Raw genomic sequence first — 19515 nt, forward strand, 5'->3', positions numbered from 1 at the left:
CAGTTTCGCACCCACCGTTTCTTCGTCAATAAATCCGTGCCGGAGGTGGTGGCGCAGATCCTCGACGAGCATGGTCTGAAGGGCTGGGAATATGAATTTACGCTCAGACAGACATACCCGAAGCGTGAGCAGATAAATCAGTATCAGGAAAGCGACCTGGCGTTTATCGAGCGCCTGCTGTCCGAAGTGGGCATCTTTTACTTCTTCACGCTGCAGCCGGACACACAAACGGAAGTGGTGCACTTTGCCGACAGGCAGAGCGCGTATGAGTTCGGTAAAACGCTGCCGCTGAACAGCCCGTCAGGCATGAGTGACGGCTGCGCAGAATCCGTCTGGGGGCTCAGCGTGCGTCACAATGTCGCTGAGGCGGGCGTCACCGCCAGAGACTACAACCACCGCGAAGCGCAGAAGGTCCTGCAGTCGGCCAGGGCGGATATGACGCGCGGTGACGGCGAGGGCATCACCTRKGGCGAGGTTTATCACTACAAGCCCCGCCACCGGGACACCGGCGATAAAATCGCCCCGACGGCGGAAACGGCAAACTTCCTGGCACGCCTGGATCACGAGCGTTTTCTGGCAGAGCAGACGCTGATCGGTGGCGGCAGTAACGATGCCACGCTGCGTCCGGCCCAGGTGCTGACGGTTGTCGACAGCACCATTCCCTCAACGCTGCCGGAACTGCTGTCGCTGCCGATGGTCATCGTGCGCACCGGCTTCACCGCCAGCCGTAAGGATGCGCTGAAGGTGACGATTGCCGCCGTACCCTTTAGTGAAACGCTGTGCTGGCGTCCGCCGCTGAAGCCGCGCCCGAAAATCAGCGGCACCCTGATGGCCCGCGTCACCAGCGCAAAAGCCAATGACATCTACGCCTGGCAGGATGCGGCGGGCCTGTACCGGGTGAAATTTGATGCCGACCAGGACGACAAAGCGCGGGGCCAGGAGAGCATGCCGGTGCGCCTNTGAGCGAAACGCTGAAAGTATTAAATAACATTCGCACCCTCGTACCCTTTAGTGAAACGCTGTGCTGGCGTCCGCCGCTGAAGCCGCGCCCGAAAATCAGCGGCACCCTGATGGCCCGCGTCACCAGCGCAAAAGCCARTGACATCTACGCCTGGCAGGATGCGGCGGGCCTGTACCGGGTGAAATTTGATGCCGACCAGGACGACAAAGCGCGGGGCCAGGAGAGCATGCCGGTGCGCCTGGCTAAGCCCTACGGCGGCGACGTTTACGGCATCCACTTCCCGCTGATTCAGGGCACGGAAGTGGCGATTGCCTTCCACGAAGGYGACCCCGATCGCCCGTAYATCGCCCATGCGCTGCACGACTCMCGCCACGTGGACCACGTGACGGAAAAGAACGGCACCCGCAACGTGATATGGGGGAATAAGGCGGNGGCATCCACTTCCCGCTGATTCAGGGCACGGAAGTGGCGATTGCCTTCCACGAAGGTGACCCCGATCGCCCGTACATCGCCCATGCGCTGCACGACTCACGCCACGTGGACCACGTGACGGAAAAGAACGGCACCCGCAACGTGATCCGCACCGCCGGGCTGAACAAACTGCGCATGGAGGACAGGCGCGGGGAAGAGCATATCAAGCTCAGCACGGAGTACGGGGGTAAGACCCAGCTTAATCTGGGGCACAACGTGGACGCTTCCAGGGCGCTGCGGGGGGAAGGGGCAGAGCTCAGGACAGATAAATGGGTGTCAGTACGCGGTGGTGCCGGCGTGTTTATCACCGCGGATGTACAGTCATCGGCGAATGGAATGATGCTGGATATGTCTGCTGCCCTGAATCAGCTCCAGCAGGCGCAAAGCCTGGCTGAGTCATTGAGCAGCGCGGCAGAAGCGGCGAAGGCAGAACTGGCTGATTTGCAGACGCAGAAAGCCTTACTGAGCGAAGCGCTGAAAGATCTTAAAAAATCTGCGCTGTTACTCTCCGCTCCCGAAGGCATAGCGCAGGTTACGCCGAAAACGGTGCAACTGTCTGCCGGTGAAAATATCACGGCAACAAGCGGCGGTAATACGGATTTCAGCATTCTGAAGAAACTGACCATAGCTGTCGGGGAACGCATCAGCCTGTATGCGCAGAAATCAGGTATCAAATTATTTGCCAGTAGAGGGAAAGTAGAACTACAGGCTCAGGGCGATGAAATGCAACTGGATGCACTGAAGGATATTCGCATCAGCAGCAGTGAAGGGAAAATCATTATCAGTGCAAAAAAAGAAATTATCCTGACCAGCGGTGGAGGTTACATCCGAATTGCCGATGGCACCGTTGAGTGTGCGGCACCGGATAAAATCATCGAACGTGGCGCGGTGTGGCAGAAATTTGGCGGGAGGAGTATCACTCAGGCTGCACAGGAATGGGAAAAGGCTGATTTTGCTGTTACGCCTAAGGTTGTAAAGGCTTATTCTGGATCTGCCGTTCCGAATAAAAAAATTTCGATTAAGGATTCTAGTGGAGGAAGAAACTCATTATCAACATCGCAGGATGGAAAGGGTGCAATGCAAATGCAAGTAGGCTCAGATTTCGTTAAATTAAAATTTACAGATAAGGATTGATTGATGAGCAACTCATTTGATAATGAAGTAATGATATTGCCTGAGTATGACGATTGTGGTCAGGCTTATTACAATCTGCCGAACGCTAAAAAAGAAGATAATCTGATAGCTGTTTGTCCACAGTTCGCTGATGAAGTCATTCCTATTGTGTTTCTTCCGGGCGTAATGGGGTCTAATTTGATGGATTTGGATGGTAATCCGGTATGGCGAGTCGAAGCAGGCATCGTCTCGTGGTTTGCCAAAGGGGAAGCTGAAAGAAAATTATTGTTGGATCCCTTAACTACAAAAGTAGATCCTCGTGGTGAAGTATATAAATCCTCACCGGAAGAAAAAAAATTTGGCTCTCGTTTAGCACGAGGCTGGGGAGAAGTGGTTTATTCTAGCTACGGGAAGTTTTTAGCATGGTTACAAGAAGTATTAGATGATGAGCTTGCAGCTTTCCAGAATAGAATCAGCAACAGCGATAAAAAAACAATACGGCAAAAACTTGATGGCTACGATTTTATGGCTGAATTCGGGAATGAGACCTTAACATCGGACGAGATAGCTAAAAGCTATAACTATCTATATCCAATACATGTCATGGGGTATAACTGGCTGCAATCAAATGCGATCTCAGCAGGTCACTTGCATAAATTCATTATAAAAACGATAAATAATTATGGTGATCGCTGTGCTTTGAAGAAAGTCATTGTAATTACCCATTCTATGGGAGGGTTGGTTGCGAGACATTGTTCAGAAATACTTAAAAATCAGGATTGCATCTTGGGTGTCATTCATGGGGTGATGCCGGATACCGGCTCTCCTACTGCATATAAACGAATGAAGGCAGGTGAGACAGGGATCGTTGGAAAAATTATTGGGAGTAGTGGAGCTGAACTTACCCCTGTGTTAGCTCAGTCACCAGGGCCTTTGCAACTGTTACCTGGAGTAGGTTATGGATTAAATTGGTTGAAGATCAAAGATGGTACAACTATATTTTCCAGACCATCATCCAATCCCTATGATGAAATTTATCTGAATAAGGATAACTGGTGGGGGTTATGTGAACCGAGGTTTCTTTCTCCAGGAAATCCGGGTGCTGAAGGTGAATGTTGGGCGAATTACGTCAAGATAATAAAAAAAGATGTTCAGCCATTTATTGAAGACTTATCTGGAATGTACCATAAAAACATGTACGCATTCTATGGAAATAGTGACTTAAATCCATCATATGGAACAGTTTTTTGGGAGGAGAAATCATCATATAGTATTGAAAAATTAAATGTGCAGGATGGTTTGGCATTCAAAAACGGTTATATAAATGATCCATATAATGAGGCGGTGAAAGATTTTAGAAAAGTGACATTTTCTGCAGGCCCAGAAATCATAGACATAAAAATTAAACTTTTTAAGTTATCATTGCCTCAGGAAGCCGGTGATGGAACTGTGCCTGTGCAGGCTGGTCGTATTGTATCAAACAGTCTGAAAGTTTTACTTGGTTTGCCGGTTGATCATGAAGGAGCATTCAAAAATGGCATTGCAGGGTTATTCACAATATACGCAGTAGCTAAATTGGTACAGCAGGTGAATGATGAAAACTAGAAAGTTTTTTATTGTTTCAATTACATTTATGCTGGCATTTGTTTTTTTGCACATATATAGCAATCCTGATGGTTTAAATGATAAGGAAAAACATAAAATGAAATCTATATTTGACGAGACTAAAGTTCAGTGTATAGGAAGGTATATTTTCGATGTGCCTTCTTTTTTTGTAAATACACAGCATTCAGCTGTGATGATAAATGAATACAGACTAGGGACACAAAGAATGTATCTTCCTGCATTTGAACAAATGATTCGCCTGAGAGAAGATGAGTTAAAAAAAACTGAAGCTATCGATCCAAGAGACAGACCTTTCTTGAAAAAAAGTATAGTGCTCTCGGATGAGCTTAATGGGGTCATATTTGATAGAAATGAAGGTGTTAGTATACCTGGATATGGTCGGACTCTTGAAGCTTATCTGTATCATGGTGGAGTTGCATTTACAATAACGAAAAAATTTGATGATTTATCTGATGAAAAATATAGTCAAGACAAAGCTGAATATCTTAAGGCCGGTGTTTCTGATGAATTTTTTACATTGGCTTCGACTCAAATAAATGAAATAAAAAAAATGCTAAAAACTCTTAGAGGTAGACTTGATACTGATTTATTAAAAACGGCAGGATCATGCATGCCTGATGGATTTATTAGTGATAATGTAAACACAAAAGAGAGAATGAGTTTAGTATACGACACTGGATTCAACATTGACTTTTCCATCATGACAAACAATTTTTTGCGTGAAAAAGATAGCCTTTTAGACCGGACTAGTGGGGTTAGGAGTATTTTATCTAAGATAAATGGGGTTGTAATAAAGCATGAGTCCAGCATAATTAATGGAATCAAAGTGGATGAACTATTGACCGTTGGTGACAAAAGCAATGGTCCAGGCAAACTATATCAGTTTATGCTTGTTGCGAATGAAAAAAATGCTGACTTTTATAATCCTATAATTTCGGTGTCCCTCAATAACTATAGTCCTGATGAATCCTTATTGTCCGAAGCACAAGTAATTGACTTATGGAATAGAATAACCCGGACTATACGTATACGTCCTGGGGCATTTTGATCTGGCTTAAAATAATCAATGAATTTTAATAGTGGGGGAGTTTTTTTTTACAAGATTTTAACGTTGTTTTTAATAAAAAATCGTTACTGAACTTCCTGGGTTAATATTCAAAGTGAGGGGGTAAAAATATTCAACCTTGAAGGGGTTGTAAATCACATAATTCCCTGACTATGGGCATTATAAATTTTGACTGGCCGAGGTGCAGTTAAAGAATAATTAAGATTGAATGTTGCTCATGAAACGGACTTCCGACATGACACCAGTCTGGCGTTTGCATTACAGTCGATTATTAAATTTTATCAGCAGGTCAATGAAGATGAAGAGATGGTATATTTTTATTAGGTGCCAAAGGCGATTATATTTATCGGTGTCATTCCTGATATTTTTTTTCATTAATTGTGATCGCTTATATCTATAATAATATAAAACATCCTGATACAATTGTTAATATAGAACAGCACATGAACACTACATCACTGCAAAACGCAGAAATAAGATATTTTGGACTTTATTCTATTGCTTTACCGAGAGATTTTACCCCAACACCAGACATGTTCATGACTACTCAAGGAGCAGATATGAATAAAATATAGGTTAATCAACAGTATTACTCATCTTTTGAGCAATTTCTTGCAAGGCGGAAAGATGAACTGACACTTACACAGCCATTAGATTTAGAAGATGTGCCGTTTTTAAAAAAATTTTTTCGGTTACCATCTGGTATGCAGGGTGAGGGGTTTGAGAGAATGGAGGATAAAGAATATCCGGATGCAGCAAGAATACTGGAAGTCTATAAATGGGACGAAGGTGTAACATTTTAAACTAAAGTAAAAGTAAAAGTAAAAGTAAAAGTAAAAGACGGGAGATCTCATAGATATGATAAAGATAGAAAAGTATTTAAATACAGTTATATATATAATGTTCCTGAAAAGAAAGCACAGCTATTGTCAATCTTGTCAGGTTTGCATCCCCGAAAAGATAACCAGCGACCTGAGGGAAATAGCCTTGCGATAAAATATGCGCAGGTTGATGCATCTCTGTTAGGCGAATATGAAACGTCAATGCATTACAAAAGCACTCAGGATATTACTATCAATCTAAGCACGAATAAAAATTCCGATAGTGATACGCTGTTGCTAGAACAGGATGATCGAGCGGTTGAGGGAGTCTATGGCTCTACTATATACCAGGGAAAGAGAGTTGTTAATGGGCTTGATGTATCTGAATGGCTAATAAGAGAAAAGCAAACTCCTGAAGGAATACCTGTTACTGAATATAGATTTACATTGAAAGCGCACGAAATCAAAACCGGAAGTTCATCATCGTTAGTATTAAGCATGATTTACTCTACACGAGATAAAGACCCGCAAGTGATATTAAGTGAGCCTGAACTAATTGCCGTGTGGAAGATGGTGACTAATACGCTTAAATATCACAAAGCATGGTAATGTGTATTGTTGATTTTATTTCGTGAATTTTATTTTGATTGTTTTTTTATTTGAAATGATCATCAATAATAAATTATGATGGCCTAAGATAATATTCGCTACCCCCCGTTGTAACCATGGTCAATTTTAGCATCATGATAAAAATATAAAGGTCATGACAGGTACAGGTCGAGAGCATGGGTGAGCGTTTTATGCTCATATTGATGATGTGTCGAGCAATGGAAAGCAATTCATTGCCTGATTTCTTCATAAATAAGCTCAATAAAAGGATGTTTAACAACCTATTTTTGATTGAAAAATGGTCATTCTCTCGCCCTGATGACAGGTTACACTGTCGTGGCTGCCACCTCATGTTTCTGCTCAATTACCCCTATGAAGCTCGCAAATTGGGTGTCAAAGAGCAAATTACCAACATGGCCTTCAATAGTGTCAGTGTGTGAAACACCTTAAGGACGCTGATAATCGTTATTAACATTGTCTTCCCACTTTAAAAAACTTGTTCCGAAGTAAAAAAATCATCGTCCGCCCCAGGAACCCGGTGATGGAACGGTACCTGTGCAGGCTGGTCGTATTGTATCAAACAATCTGAAAGCTTTACTTGGTTTGCCGGTTGATAATGAAGGATCATCTAAAAATGACACTGCAGGGTTATTTGCATTATATGCATGCTGGTATTCGGTTTTTCTATATATGGCAACTCTGAGGGGTTGACTGACAAGGAAAAATATAAATTGAATTCTATATTTGTCGAGACTAAGTTCAGTGTTTAGGAAGATATATTTCTGATGTGCCTTCTGTTTTGTAAATAAACAAAATTCAGCTGTGATGATAAATAAATACAGATTAGGCACACAAAGAATGTATCTTCCCGCATTTGAATAAATGATTCACCTGAGAGAAGATGAGTTAAAAAACTGAAGCTATCCCGAATGGCCCAGGTGACGGGACGGTACCTGTGAAGGGAGCAAAGTTCACAAGCAGTGGGTTGAAGGCTATGCTGGGTACAGGCGTCGATCATGAAGGAACGTTTAATAATACGGATACAGAAAATTCACGTCTCTTTACGCTTCGCTCAATTATCAAAATTGCCCAGGATGTTACAGAAATTAAACTGGCATATAAAAATGATAAATAAAAAAACGCAAGGCTATTGCATTACTGCTGCAATACTACTGTCGGCGGGTATTATATGGCAAATCAGCCATAAAGCCGAAGTTCCTTTTCAGACAAAACTAACTACAGCGGAGAAGACAAACGTGGATGAATTACTCAAAGATCTACAGACGCGTTGTATTGGAAGGTATTTAGTCGATCTGCCTGCATCTTATGCTATTGCAGAAAATAGTCGTGAAAAAATCAATGATATGAAGATTACTAGTACTCGGATGTATCTTCCAGCTTTTGAACAGAGAATACATCTTCGGGAACAGAGGTTACGGACTACAAAAACAGTAAGCGCCGAAGAAATGCCTTACCTAAAAAATATTTATCCAGCACCTAATGGTCTGAATGGTTTGATTTTTGAAAGGAATGAAACGCCTGGAACATACGATGCATTTAGAATACTGGAAGCGCATATATACAGCAATGGCATCGCTATCAAAATTGAAGTAAACACAAAAAATGGCTCAGCGAAGCGCTATGATTCTAAAAGAAAAAATTCTCCGAATTCTTTCAAAAATACTGTGCCTGAGACACTCTCAGATTTAAATGATCTTCTGACAAGAATTCAAGGTAGAGCTGAAAACGAAATACCCACTAAACCTGGTGCTTGTATTCAAAATGCTTTCATTGTTGATAATGGAAGAGATAAAGAAGAAATAGACGTTCTTTTTAAAAGTGGCGACAATAGCCAGCTTCGGTATGGAATATCTACAGACAACTTCACCCGTGAAAAGGACAGTTTGCTCGAGCGGAGTAATGACATTTTAGCGAATCTCTTATCAAGCAACGGGAGTGTGTTGCGCAAAGGCGTGAGGAAAATAAATCAGTTAGAGACAGAAGAGTTGTTAGCGGCCGGAGATTACTCATCAAATGGTAACAAGCGTTATGATTTTATACTATTAACCAATGAGAAAACAGGAGATTATAAAACACCTGTTTTTAGTCTGGAGTTACTTAACAATGAATGGACACCGTCTCCTTATAATCAAAATGAGGTTGTCAGCTTCTGGGATGCAATAAGCCAGACTTTACGAGTTCGACCCGGAGCTTTCTGACGCCATTGTCAGGAGGCTATGATTATGTTTTCAATAATGACCGGGAAAGTGTCTATGTGATTTTTTTTGATGATAAATGTGATATGGATAATTTGGATTTCCATTTTTTTATCTCAGGCGTTCAAATCATTTAAAGAACGGAAAATTATATTTGTAGTTTTGTTGGTTGCCATTGTCTCTGTTTTAACATCTCTTGTTGTAGGGTCATTTTACTACTTACACAGATAAAATAATTGACAGTGGTTCATGCCTGGCTGTTATTAATAAAGGATAGTGAAATGCAAGGAATCGTTTGTTTAGGTGATGCAACGACACACGGAGGAAAAGTGGTGACTGCCTCCTCTACGATGTTTATTGATGGAGTTCAGGTTGCGCTGGTAGGGGACTCGGTTTCCTGCCCTGTGCCCAGGCATGGGGTAAATAAAATTATTGAAGGAGCTCCAACAGAAATGGAAGAAGGTGTTTGTGTCGTGGTTAATAATTGTCTGTGTGCCTGTGGTTGTCGGGTTATCAGCTCTCACCCTGAAAACAGCGTAGAGTCATGATTATGGGCTGGCCTCTTCCTGACATACCTGAAAAATCAGCCATACCCGCACCACGCTATGGTCTGTGGTTTATCATATTGGCAGCAATGCTGATAAGTGGTTCATTGCTGGCGCTGTTTATTGGTCGGTTCAGCGCTTATGCGCCTGTTCTGCTTTATGGGGTGTTACCTGCATTTCTGTTATGGCTGTGTATTTTTGGCATTGTCCTTAACCGTCATGACCAGTCCGGAGCCTCTGCCTGTGCCTGGCATGAAGAAACTCAGGAAACAAAATCACAATGGCAGCAATGGAGTCGTGAACAGGTTGCTGTGGTGGGAAATATCCTGTTGACCCCGGAAGATGAAGGCGTCAGTTCAATTTTAGGTCCATTATCTGATATTCCTGCATTTCCTCAAAAAGCGCGGCCTCTGTGGGGAGATAAACAGAATCTTGCATCACGACTCAATATGATTGATGAAGCGCTCGGAAAACAAGCTTCAGGTTATGGTCATCACTTATATGCAATCTATGTTGTGCACTCATCCGCACTCTACAGAGAAACAATCCGGGCCGCGGTGTTCAAACATTGGCTGCTTGAGCCAGTATTTATATCATCTGTTGATCAAATACAAGAATTGAATCCAGAACATGAAATCAGCGGTCTGACTTTGATTTTATGTTTGCAGCACTGGCCGGATAACAGGCCGCAGAAATCCAGTGAGATGATTTCTGCTCTACTAATTTGTTCCCCAGGGTTTCTAAGAGAAAATAACTATTCTTTACTGGCAGGCATTGGACGAATGATGCCTTTATCCCAAGGGAGCCTGCATGATGATCTCGCGATGTTATTTGAATATAACAGGCTTAATGTCAATGAGTTAGAGCACGTCTGGTTGTCTGGCGAGTCAGCAAATAACGCTGTTGCCTTATCAATCTACGCGGAATCACACCAGTGGTTGTTGCCTGAAAAGAAACCCGTGCATTATATCGACTTAACGTTTGGGCCACCCGGTGAACTGGCCTTTGGCGTGTCATTAAGCATGATGGTTGAAGCGGCAAGAAGCACATCCAAAGACCAGTTAATTATTTATCAGAAACCACAATCTTCAGGCTGGCTATGCCTTATCACCAGGGAGTTGTTTTCATGAGTGACAAAACGAAAGGGACTCAGCCTGAGCGTTACGGCTTTTTTGGTTATTTTCTTATTATTATCGCCCTTGCAGGTATGGCCGCACTGTTGTTGTATATTTTTCAGGAACAGCTGGTTCAGCGTGGAATAGAGCGATCATTCGCCTGGACAGTATGGGCTGGTATCGTCTCCGCTCTGCTTCCTGGCCTGCTGGTTATGAAGTACTGGTGGCGTCTGAAACAAGCGGCTGAACAGGTTTTTTACCGACCCGTAAAGCCCGGGAAAGCAGAGTCCGCTATCCCGTCTCAAACGTCCGTCCGCAGCATAAGTTCAGAGATAAAAACGGCTCTGCGTGAGCAATACGGTTTTTTCTGGCCCCGCAAGCTCCGTGTTTTACTTTTAACCGGCAGCGCGGCAGATGTGGAAATGCTTACCCCCGGGCTGACTACACAGTTCTGGCAGGAAGACCGCGGCACCCTGCTATTGTGGAGCGGCGATTTAGCGACCACAGCAGACAGCGCTTTGCTGAAGGATTTGCGTAAGCTGCGTCGCCGCCCGATTGATGGCGTAGTCTGGGTGACATCTGCATTAGAGAAAACGTCATTTTTGAGTGAGGACAATCCTCATTCAGGGCTCAGCGCTGACAGGATCGACAGTGCAGGACAGGCGCTGGCTTCCCGCTATGCTCTGATTGGCTGGCGGTTACCGCTGTATATCTGGTCGCTACACACCGTGGAAGGATTACAGGCGGAGCGCATAACGCAGTCCGTTGGCTGCCTGTTGCCAGCAGGCTGCAACAAGGACGAGTTGAGCAACCTGCTTTCCACGCTGGTGCCGGAGTTAGTGTCGCAGGGGACACAACAAGTGTGTGGCAGCACCGGTCACCAGTTTCTACTGCAGCTGGCCGACCAGCTCTCGCGTGCACCGGAGTCCATTGCCGGGCCGCTGGGTATGCTGCTGAATCCTTACCGTCCTGCAGCACTGGCGGGAGTGATGTTTAGTCCTGCCTCGACAGAAGCAAAGCGCACCGTCAAACACCATTGGGGGATGGATAAGCGCTGGAACGCACTGCTTGACTCGCTGGGGACCCTGCCCGCCGGGCTGCGGCCAGACAAACTGGGCGTACCCTGGCGCAACGTCCTGCTCCCCACCACCGCGGCGCTGATGGTGCTGTGGGCAGGCTGGATGGTGCTCTCCTTTATCAGCAACCGCACTGTGATCCAGGATGCTCAGGAGCAGGCCGCGCTCGCCGCCCGGCAGAAGCAGCCGCTGGCCGATCGTCTGCACGCCCTGCTGGCGCTGCAGAAAACGCTGGCCCGCCTGCAGTACCGCTCTGAGCATGGCGTGCCGTGGTATGAGCGGGCCGGGCTGAGCCAGAATAACGCCCTGCTGGCGACGCTCTGGCCACGTTATCAGGACGGCGCSTTACCGCTGCTGCGTGATGCGGCAGCGAACCATCTGCAGAGCCAAATCACCGCCTTTAATGCCCTGCCGCCGGGCAGCCCGCTGCGCGAGCAGGCGGCAAAAACCACCCGGGAACGGCTCAAACTCTACCTGATGCTGGCGCGTCCGGAACATATGGACGCCGCCTGGTTCAGCTCTGCGCTGCTGAACGACTGGCCGACGCGTGATGGCGTGAAGGACGCCCTCTGGCAGGGCGTGGCCCCGTCGCTGCTCTCGTTTTATGGCGCGCAGCTGGCGGCGCACCCGCAGTGGCGCCTGGCGGCCGATGAAAACACGGTGAGGCCTCTGGCAGGGCGTGGCCCCGTCGCTGCTCTCGTTTTATGGCGCGCAGCTGGCGGCGCACCCGCAGTGGCGCCTGGCGGCCGATGAAAACACGGTGAGCCAGGCCCGCACCCGGCTGGTTCGCCTGACCGGCATGCGTAACAGCGAATCGACGCTGTACCAGAAAATGCTCTCTCAGGTGGCGCACCAGTACGCCGACCTGCGCCTGAGCGATATGGTGGCGGACACCGACGCCGCGCGGCTGTTCAGCAGCGAAGAGGTGGTGCCSGGGATGTTCACCCGCCAGGCATGGGAGCAGGCCGTTCAGCCCGCCATTGAAAAGGTGGTGAAAGCGCGCCGGGACGAGCTGGACTGGGTGCTGACCGACGGCAGGCAAAAGCCGCAGCAGGCTCATCGACAGCNGGTGGTGCCCGGGATGTTCACCCGCCAGGCATGGGAGCAGGCCGTTCAGCCCGCCATTGAAAAGGTGGTGAAAGCGCGCCGGGACGAGCTGGACTGGGTGCTGACCGACGGCAGGCAAAAGCCGCAGCAGGCGGGCTCGCCTGACGCGCTGAAAAAACGGCTGACGGAGCGTTATTTCGCTGATTTTGCCGGGGCGTGGCTGGCGTTTCTCAACGGCCTGCGCTGGAACCACGCCGGCACGCTGTCGGACTCCATCGACCAGCTGACCCTAATGGCGGACGTCCGCCAGTCGCCGCTGGTGGCGCTGATGAACCAGCTGAACGTCCAGGGCAGGACCGGGCAGACCGGGGGAGCGATCGCCGACTCGCTGGTGAAATCGGCGAAAAATCTGCTGGGCAGCAACGACCGGGATGCAATTGACCAGAGCGCCGGCGTGCAGGGGCCGCTGGATGCAACCTTTGGTCCGCTGCTGGCGCTGATGGACAAAACCCGCGCCGGCGCGCAGGCCCAGAGCCTGCAGTCTTATCTGACCCGCGTCACCCAGGTGCGTTTACGCCTGCAGCAGGTGACCAACGCCGCCGACCCGCAGGCGATGACCCGGACGCTGGCGCAGACGGTGTTCCAGGGCAAAGCGGTGGATCTGACCGAAACCCGCGACTACGGCAGCCTGGTGGCCGCCGGGCTGGGGCAGGAGTGGAGCGGCTTTGGCCGCACGGTGTTTGTGAACCCGATGGAGCAGGCGTGGCAGCAGGTGCTGACCCCGGCGGCAGAGAGCCTGAACGCCCAGTGGCGGCAGGCGGTGGTTGCTGAGTGGAACGGCGCCTTCGGCGGGCGCTATCCGTTCAGCAGCGCCAGCAGCGACGCGTCGCTGCCGCTGCTGGCGAAATACCTGGACGCCGACGCCGGGCGCATCGCGCAGTTCCTGCAAACCCGTCTTAACGGCGTGCTGCACCGCGAGGGCAGCCACTGGGTGCCGGACGGCATCAACGCGCAGGGGCTGACCTTCAACCCNGCGCAGTTCCTGCAAACCCGTCTTAACGGCGTGCTGCACCGCGAGGGCAGCCACTGGGTGCCGGACGGCATCAACGCGCAGGGGCTGACCTTCAACCCGAAATTTATCGCCGCGATAAATACCCTCAGCCACATCGCCGACGTCGCCTTCACCCAGGGCAGCGCCGGGATGAACTTTGAACTGCGCCCGGGCACCGCCGAGGGCGTGATGCAGACCAGCATGATCATCGACGGCCAGAAGCTGGTGTATATGAACCAGATGCCGCAGTGGCGGCGGGTGAACTGGCCTGCGGACACCGAAGCGCCGGGCGCCACCCTGAGCTGGGTAAGCAGCCAGAAGCTGGTGTATATGAACCAGATGCCGCAGTGGCGGCGGGTGAACTGGCCTGCGGACACCGAAGCGCCGGGCGCCACCCTGAGCTGGGTAAGCACCCAGGCGGGGACGCGGCAGTTCGCCGATATCCCCGGCACCTGGGGCTGGATCCGCCTGCTGGACGCCGCCACCGTCAGCGCGTACCCCGGCGTCAGCAGCAGCTACAGCCTGAGCTGGAAGGCGCAGGACGGGCGCCCGCTTAACTACACCCTGCGCACCGAAGCGGGCGAGGGGCCGCTGGTCCTGCTCAGGCTGCGCAACTTCCGNCCTGAGCTGGAAGGCGCAGGACGGGCGCCCGCTTAACTACACCCTGCGCACCGAAGCGGGCGAGGGGCCGCTGGTCCTGCTCAGGCTGCGCAACTTCCGTCTGCCGGAAGCCATTTTCAGCGTGGACGCCACGCAGGCGGAGGGCTCGCTGACCGGCACCCATGATGCCAAAACTGCCAGTGTGCAGGAGGATTACTGATGTCATCCCTGACCGTATTGCTTAGCGCCTGCCAGGCCGATCCCGAAACGTTACGGCAGCAGGCCTGCCAGCGTATCGCGCTGTGGGAAAACTGGTTACTGCCGATTCCGGGCGATTCTCCGGCGGGCTCAGATCCGGGCTACGACGATGACTTCCAGCAGATCCGTGAAGAGGTCAACAAGCTGTCCGGGGCAGATACCGAACTGATCTGCCGGCTGGCAGAAAAGCTGCTGACCGGCAGCGCCAAAGACATCCGCGTGGCGACCTGTTACTGCTGGGCGAAGCTGCACCGGGAAGGCGAACGCGGGCTGGCCGACGGGCTGGAGCTGCTGGCCGGTTTGCTGGAGCGCTTTGGTGCGCAGCTGCACCCGCAGCGCGACCGCAGCCGTAAAGCCGCGCTGGAGTGGCTGGCGAGTTCGCGCATCACCGACAGCCTCTCCCTGTACCCGGAAGTAGTGCGGGAAGAGGCGCTGCGCACCGCAGGCGCACTGTTGCAGATCGCTCAGCTCACCGCCCCGGAGCCGGATGAAACCCGCCCGGAGCTCGGTGGTCTGTACGGCGCCCTCGAATCGCGGCTGCAAAAAGCCGGCGGCGTGGATGCGCTGGTGCCGCAGAACGTCAGCGACAGCTCACCGGTGGTACAAAACGATGCCCCTGAAATCAGCCGCGTGACCTCCGGCCAGGATTTACTGGCCCAGGCGCGCACGCTGGCGGCGTATCTGCGCGAACAGCCGGACGGCTGGCTGTCGGCGCACCACCTGATGAAATGCGTGCGCCACGACACGCTGCAGCAGCTGCCCCCCCTGACGGGGGAGGGAAAAACCCGCATCGACGCGCCGAAACCCGATCAGCGTGCCCTCCTTAAGCGGCTTTATCTGCAGCAAAGCTGGAGCGAAATGCTGGAGCAGGCCGACAGCCTGTTCGGGCGCGGGGCCAACCATCTGTGGCTGGATTTACAGTGGTATGTCCACCAGGCCCTGCTGAAGCTGGGCAGAGAGAAACTGGCAGACATTATTGAGGCCGACCTGAAAGGCCTGCTGTCACGCCTTTCCGGGCTGGAAAGCCTGGCATTCAGTGACGGCACACCGTTCGCCGATGAAGTGACGATCCGCTGGATCCAGCAGAGCGTAACGGACACCGCCGGCGGCTGGGGCGAAGAGATCCAGGCCGCTCAGACCGGATCCGGACAGGATGACATCCTGGCGCTGGAGCCCGAAGCCGTGGCCGTAGCCGACAACGACGGCGCAGAGGCGGCGCTGAACTGGCTGCAAAACCGTCCGGGCATCACCACCGAACGGCAGAAATGGCTGCTGCGCCTGCTGATGGCGCGCGTGGCCGAGCAATACGGCAGGAACGCGCTGGCGACCTGCCTGTTAAGCGAACTGGGTACGCAGGCCGACGGCATCACCCTGACGCAGTGGGAACCCGCGCTGCTGTTTGAAGTCCGCGCCCGTCATCTCAGGCTCCTGCGCCTGAAAGCCGGACGCAGCGAAGCCGATAAAAAACGCCTCGCCCCGGAGATGGAACAGCTGCTGGCCGGGCTGATCCGGCTTGATCCTGCACGGGCTGCGGTGCTCTGTGATCAGGAAAGACTGACTTGTTAAGAACATTCTTTCTAAATTCTGAGTGATTATTTCTATGAAAGACCTGACCCTACGTTATTACGAAGCGGAAATGCGTTATCTCCGCGAAGCGGCGAAAGAGTTCGCCCGGACTCACCCCGATCGCGCCGCGATGCTGGATCTTGATAAGGCGGGCACGCCGGACCCTTACGTTGAGCGCCTGTTTGAAGGCTTTGCCTTCTCGATGGGGCGGCTGCGTGAAAAAATTGATGATGATCTGCCGGAGCTGACGGAAGGGCTGGTCAGCATGCTCTGGCCACACTATCTGCGCACCATTCCGTCGCTGTCGATTGTGGCGTTCACGCCGGAGCTGCAGGCCATGAAAATCGCCGAAATGGTGCCTGCGGGGACTGAAGTCTACTCCCGCCCGGTAGGGCCAAAGAACACCGTCTGCCGCTACCGCACCACGCGCGAAATGAGGCTCAACCCGCTGAGTGTCTCCGGCGTTACCATGACCACCGAGCCGGACGGGCGCTCGCTGCTGCGGCTGCGGCTGGCCTGCAGCGGCCAGGCGGACTGGTCGCATGCCGATCTCAGCCAGCTGAATTTTTATCTGGCGGCCGACGCGCCGGTCAGCAGCCAGCTGCACCAGATGCTGACCCGGCGTCAGGCGGCGCTGTATCTGCGTCTGCCCGGTCAGACGGAGCGCGTCCGGCTGGAGGGGCGCTTCACGCCGGGCGGGTTTGATGAGGACGACGGCCTGTGGCCGAAAGGGGATACCGGGTTCAGCGGCTATCAGCTGCTGCTGGAGTATTTCACCTTTCGCGAGAAATTTATGTTCGTGCGGCTGCACGGCCTGGAGGGCATTACGCCACCTGCGGGCGTGGCGTATTTCGATATCGAGGTGGTCTTTAATCAGCAGTGGCCGTCGGATTTGCCCGTTACGGATGACGCCATTCGCCTGCACTGTGTTCCGGTGATCAACCTGTTCACGCTGGAGGCCGATCCGCTGACGATTTCAGGGCTGGAGAGCGAATATCTGCTGCGGCCAAAGCGTTTGCAGGACGGGTATACCGAGATTTATTCGGTGGATTCGGTCACCGGCTCCAGCCGTACCAGCCATGCCGAGTATGTGCCGTTCAGCAGTTTTCGCCACAAAGGTGGCATGATGCGCCGCCATGCGCCGCCCCGCTATTACCACACGCGGGTGAAGCGTGGCGTCACCGGGCTGCACGACACCTGGCTCATTCTGGGCGGAATGCACTGGGAGGAAGATCGCAGCGTTGTTCGTGAAACCGTCTCCCTGCAGATCACCGGCACCAACGGACAGCTGCCGCGCCGGGCGCTGCAGAGCACACTGCTGGATCGCTGCGAGCAGGTGGTGCAGGCCACAGTGACGGTGAATAACCTTTGCAAGCCAACGCTGCCGGTGTATCCCCCGGCCGAAGACCGGTTTCACTGGCGCGTGCTGAGCCATCTCGGCTCCGGTTTTCTCAATATGATGAGCAGCGCCGAGGTGCTGCGCGGCACGCTGGCACTCTACAACTGGCAGGAGGACGAACTCAACAACCGTCGGCTTGAGGCTATCCGGCAGGTCGACCATCACCGTATTCAGCGCTTTGAACAGGGGTTCCTGCTGCGCGGGCTGGAGATTGAAGTCACCCTCGACAGCAGCGGTTTTACCGGGGAAGGGGATATCCACCTGTTCGGCGAACTGCTTAACCGCTTCTTTGCGCTCTACGCCGATATGAACCAGTTTAACCAGCTCACCCTTATCGTTCAGCCAGAAGGAAAATGCATCCGGTGGAAAGAGAATCACAGTCCGCGCCTGCCCGGCTGATGGCACAACTGGGCGACCGGTTGCCGGTCACCAACTTTTATCGTTTTTGTCAGCTGCTGGAGCAAAGTCAGCCCGATAAACCGGTAACCGGCAGCAGCTGGCAGCTGCGCCATGAACCGGTGCGCTTTCGTCCGCATCCGGGAATGGGGTTTCCGGCGTCGGAAATCAAAGGGCTGGAAGCGCCGGAACATCCGCATCTGCCGCCGACGATCCGCGTCACCTTTATGGGGCTTTACGGCGTTGAATCGCCGCTGCCCACGCACTATATCAACGACATTACCCAGCGCCGGGAAGGGTATGAGGCCACGGCGGATTTTCTCGATATCTTCAACCACCGGCTGATTGCTCAGTACTACCGCATCTGGCGGAAATACGCTTATCCGGCCACGTTTGCCGAGGGCGGAACGGACAAAACCTCGCAGTATCTGCTGGGGCTGGCTGGGCTGGGGATCGACGGCTGTGCGGAGACTATCGCCACCCCGGCTTCGCGTTTTCTGGCGCTGCTGCCGGTGATGCTGCTGCCTGGTCGTACTGCAGAAGGCATGGCGTCGCTGGTGCGCCTGCTGGCGCCCGATACGCAGGCGAAAGTCTGGCATCACGATAAACGGCGGGTACCCCTGAAAAAGCCGCTGTGTATGAGCGTGCGCACGCCTGCCACGCTGAAGAGGCGCCCGGTGATGGGCGCGTATGCCACCGATGTGAACGGCCAGGTGCTGATGCAGCTGACAACAACAAACCAGGCCGAGGTGCAGGGCTGGCTACCCGGCGGCGACCTGCATACGGACCTGACGGCGCTGCTGCATGTGTATCTGGGCTCCCGCCTTGATGTACGGCTCCAGCTGCGGGTGGAGCGCAGCTTATTACCGGATGCGACTCTGAGCAGTCAGCCCCGGATGGGGGACGCACAACTCGGGCGTACGGCGATATTACGGCCGCTTAACACGGCAAAGACCCCCACACACACTCAAACAATAACCATCAATCTGGGCCGCTATGCGCGCGTCCGGGAGAATAATCACCGCAGGGAGACCGATGAAGATGGCGATTACTACTGGTAAAACCCCGATGCTCGTGCTGGCATCGGGCATCGTGATGCTGCTGGCCGGCTGTGGCCTGACGCAGAAAGTCACCGACGGCACCGTAGCCGTCACAAAGTCGATTTTTTATAAGCAGGTCAAAACACTGCATCTTGATATCCGCGCCCGTGAGGCCGTGAACAGCAATGCCGGGGGCGTGGCCCTCTCTGCGGTGGTGCGCATCTATCAGCTGAAAGACCGTAAAAAGTTCGACAGCACGGATTATCCGTCGCTGTTCGCCACCGACAGCCAGGCCATTAAGGCTGATTTGCTGGCAGAGAAAGATATTCGCCTGCAGCCGGGCGGCGCGGTGACTATCGATATGCCGATGGAAGAGGATGCACAGTATGTGGCCGTGGCAGGGATGTTTATGACCCCGGACCAGGCGAATAACACCTGGCGGGTGGTGCTCTCCCGCGAAGACCTCGACCCGGACAAAGCCCGGGTGATTGAGGCGGGCAATAACCAGCTGACGCTGATACCGCTTAAGGAGAAGTGAG

General features: G+C 52.0%; 12 protein-coding genes and 6 pseudogenes. All 18 read left to right on the forward strand.

What is annotated here, in order from left to right; translation table 11 throughout:
- Positions 1 to 959, forward strand: a 959-nt coding sequence (locus ASF13_RS25250; protein WP_156365542.1) for a type VI secretion system tip protein VgrG, incomplete at both ends; no start/stop codon positions are given.
- Position 960: 1 nt separating this feature from the next.
- Positions 961 to 1392, forward strand: a pseudogene (locus ASF13_RS00010) (phage baseplate assembly protein V); the annotation flags it as partial.
- 1 nt (position 1393) lies between these two features.
- Positions 1394 to 2566, forward strand: a pseudogene (locus tag ASF13_RS00015) (DUF2345 domain-containing protein); the annotation flags it as partial.
- A 3-nt stretch (positions 2567 to 2569) separates the two neighbouring features.
- Positions 2570 to 4150, forward strand: coding sequence for a hypothetical protein (locus tag ASF13_RS00020; protein ID WP_056230993.1), 1581 nt, complete (start codon positions 2570 to 2572; stop codon positions 4148 to 4150).
- Entirely contained in the window at positions 4140 to 5219 is a 1080-nt protein-coding gene (locus tag ASF13_RS00025; protein ID WP_056230996.1) for a T6SS immunity protein Tli4 family protein, read from the forward strand. Before ASF13_RS00020 ends, ASF13_RS00025 begins: the two co-directional genes overlap by 11 nt.
- 614 nt (positions 5220 to 5833) lie before the next feature.
- Positions 5834 to 6040: pseudogene (locus ASF13_RS25255) on the forward strand (hypothetical protein); the annotation flags it as partial.
- Positions 6041 to 6163: 123 nt separating this feature from the next.
- Positions 6164 to 6667, forward strand: a complete 504-nt coding sequence (locus ASF13_RS24125) for a T6SS immunity protein Tli4 family protein (protein WP_156365535.1) — start codon at positions 6164 to 6166, stop codon at positions 6665 to 6667.
- Positions 6668 to 6843: 176 nt separating this feature from the next.
- Positions 6844 to 7107, forward strand: a complete 264-nt coding sequence (locus tag ASF13_RS25260; protein ID WP_056230998.1) for an IS1-like element transposase — start codon at positions 6844 to 6846, stop codon at positions 7105 to 7107.
- A 576-nt stretch (positions 7108 to 7683) separates the two neighbouring features.
- Positions 7684 to 8886, forward strand: a complete 1203-nt coding sequence (locus ASF13_RS23035) for a T6SS immunity protein Tli4 family protein (RefSeq protein WP_235514919.1) — start codon at positions 7684 to 7686, stop codon at positions 8884 to 8886.
- A 278-nt stretch (positions 8887 to 9164) separates the two neighbouring features.
- Positions 9165 to 9431 (forward strand): PAAR domain-containing protein, encoded by a 267-nt coding sequence (locus ASF13_RS23040; protein ID WP_072166243.1) that lies wholly within the window; start codon positions 9165 to 9167, stop codon positions 9429 to 9431.
- A gap of 2 nt (positions 9432 to 9433) precedes the next feature.
- Positions 9434 to 10558, forward strand: a complete 1125-nt coding sequence (locus tag ASF13_RS00035; RefSeq protein WP_056232280.1) for a hypothetical protein — start codon at positions 9434 to 9436, stop codon at positions 10556 to 10558.
- A 197-nt stretch (positions 10559 to 10755) separates the two neighbouring features.
- Positions 10756 to 12686 (forward strand): annotated as a pseudogene (locus ASF13_RS23930) (ImcF-related family protein); the annotation flags it as partial.
- A gap of 1 nt (position 12687) precedes the next feature.
- Positions 12688 to 13698, forward strand: a pseudogene (locus tag ASF13_RS24830) (ImcF-related family protein); the annotation flags it as partial.
- A 1-nt stretch (position 13699) separates the two neighbouring features.
- Positions 13700 to 14337 (forward strand): annotated as a pseudogene (locus ASF13_RS24835) (type VI secretion IcmF C-terminal domain-containing protein); the annotation flags it as partial.
- A 199-nt stretch (positions 14338 to 14536) separates the two neighbouring features.
- Positions 14537 to 16141, forward strand: coding sequence for a type VI secretion system protein TssA (gene tssA, locus ASF13_RS00050; protein WP_056231006.1), 1605 nt, complete (start codon positions 14537 to 14539; stop codon positions 16139 to 16141).
- A gap of 34 nt (positions 16142 to 16175) precedes the next feature.
- Positions 16176 to 17939: a type VI secretion system baseplate subunit TssF gene (gene tssF, locus ASF13_RS00055; RefSeq protein WP_056231009.1), complete on the forward strand. Its 1764-nt coding sequence runs from the start codon at positions 16176 to 16178 to the stop codon at positions 17937 to 17939.
- A complete protein-coding gene (gene tssG, locus ASF13_RS00060) occupies positions 17894 to 18997 on the forward strand; it encodes a type VI secretion system baseplate subunit TssG (RefSeq protein WP_056231011.1) in 1104 nt (367 codons plus the stop codon). Before tssF ends, tssG begins: the two co-directional genes overlap by 46 nt.
- Positions 18978 to 19514, forward strand: a complete 537-nt coding sequence (gene tssJ, locus ASF13_RS00065; protein WP_200929759.1) for a type VI secretion system lipoprotein TssJ — start codon at positions 18978 to 18980, stop codon at positions 19512 to 19514. Before tssG ends, tssJ begins: the two co-directional genes overlap by 20 nt.
- The last annotated feature ends 1 nt before the right edge of the window (position 19515 follow it).

The organism is Erwinia sp. Leaf53 (assembly GCF_001422605.1).
In the GTDB taxonomy this organism is placed as follows: domain Bacteria; phylum Pseudomonadota; class Gammaproteobacteria; order Enterobacterales; family Enterobacteriaceae; genus Erwinia.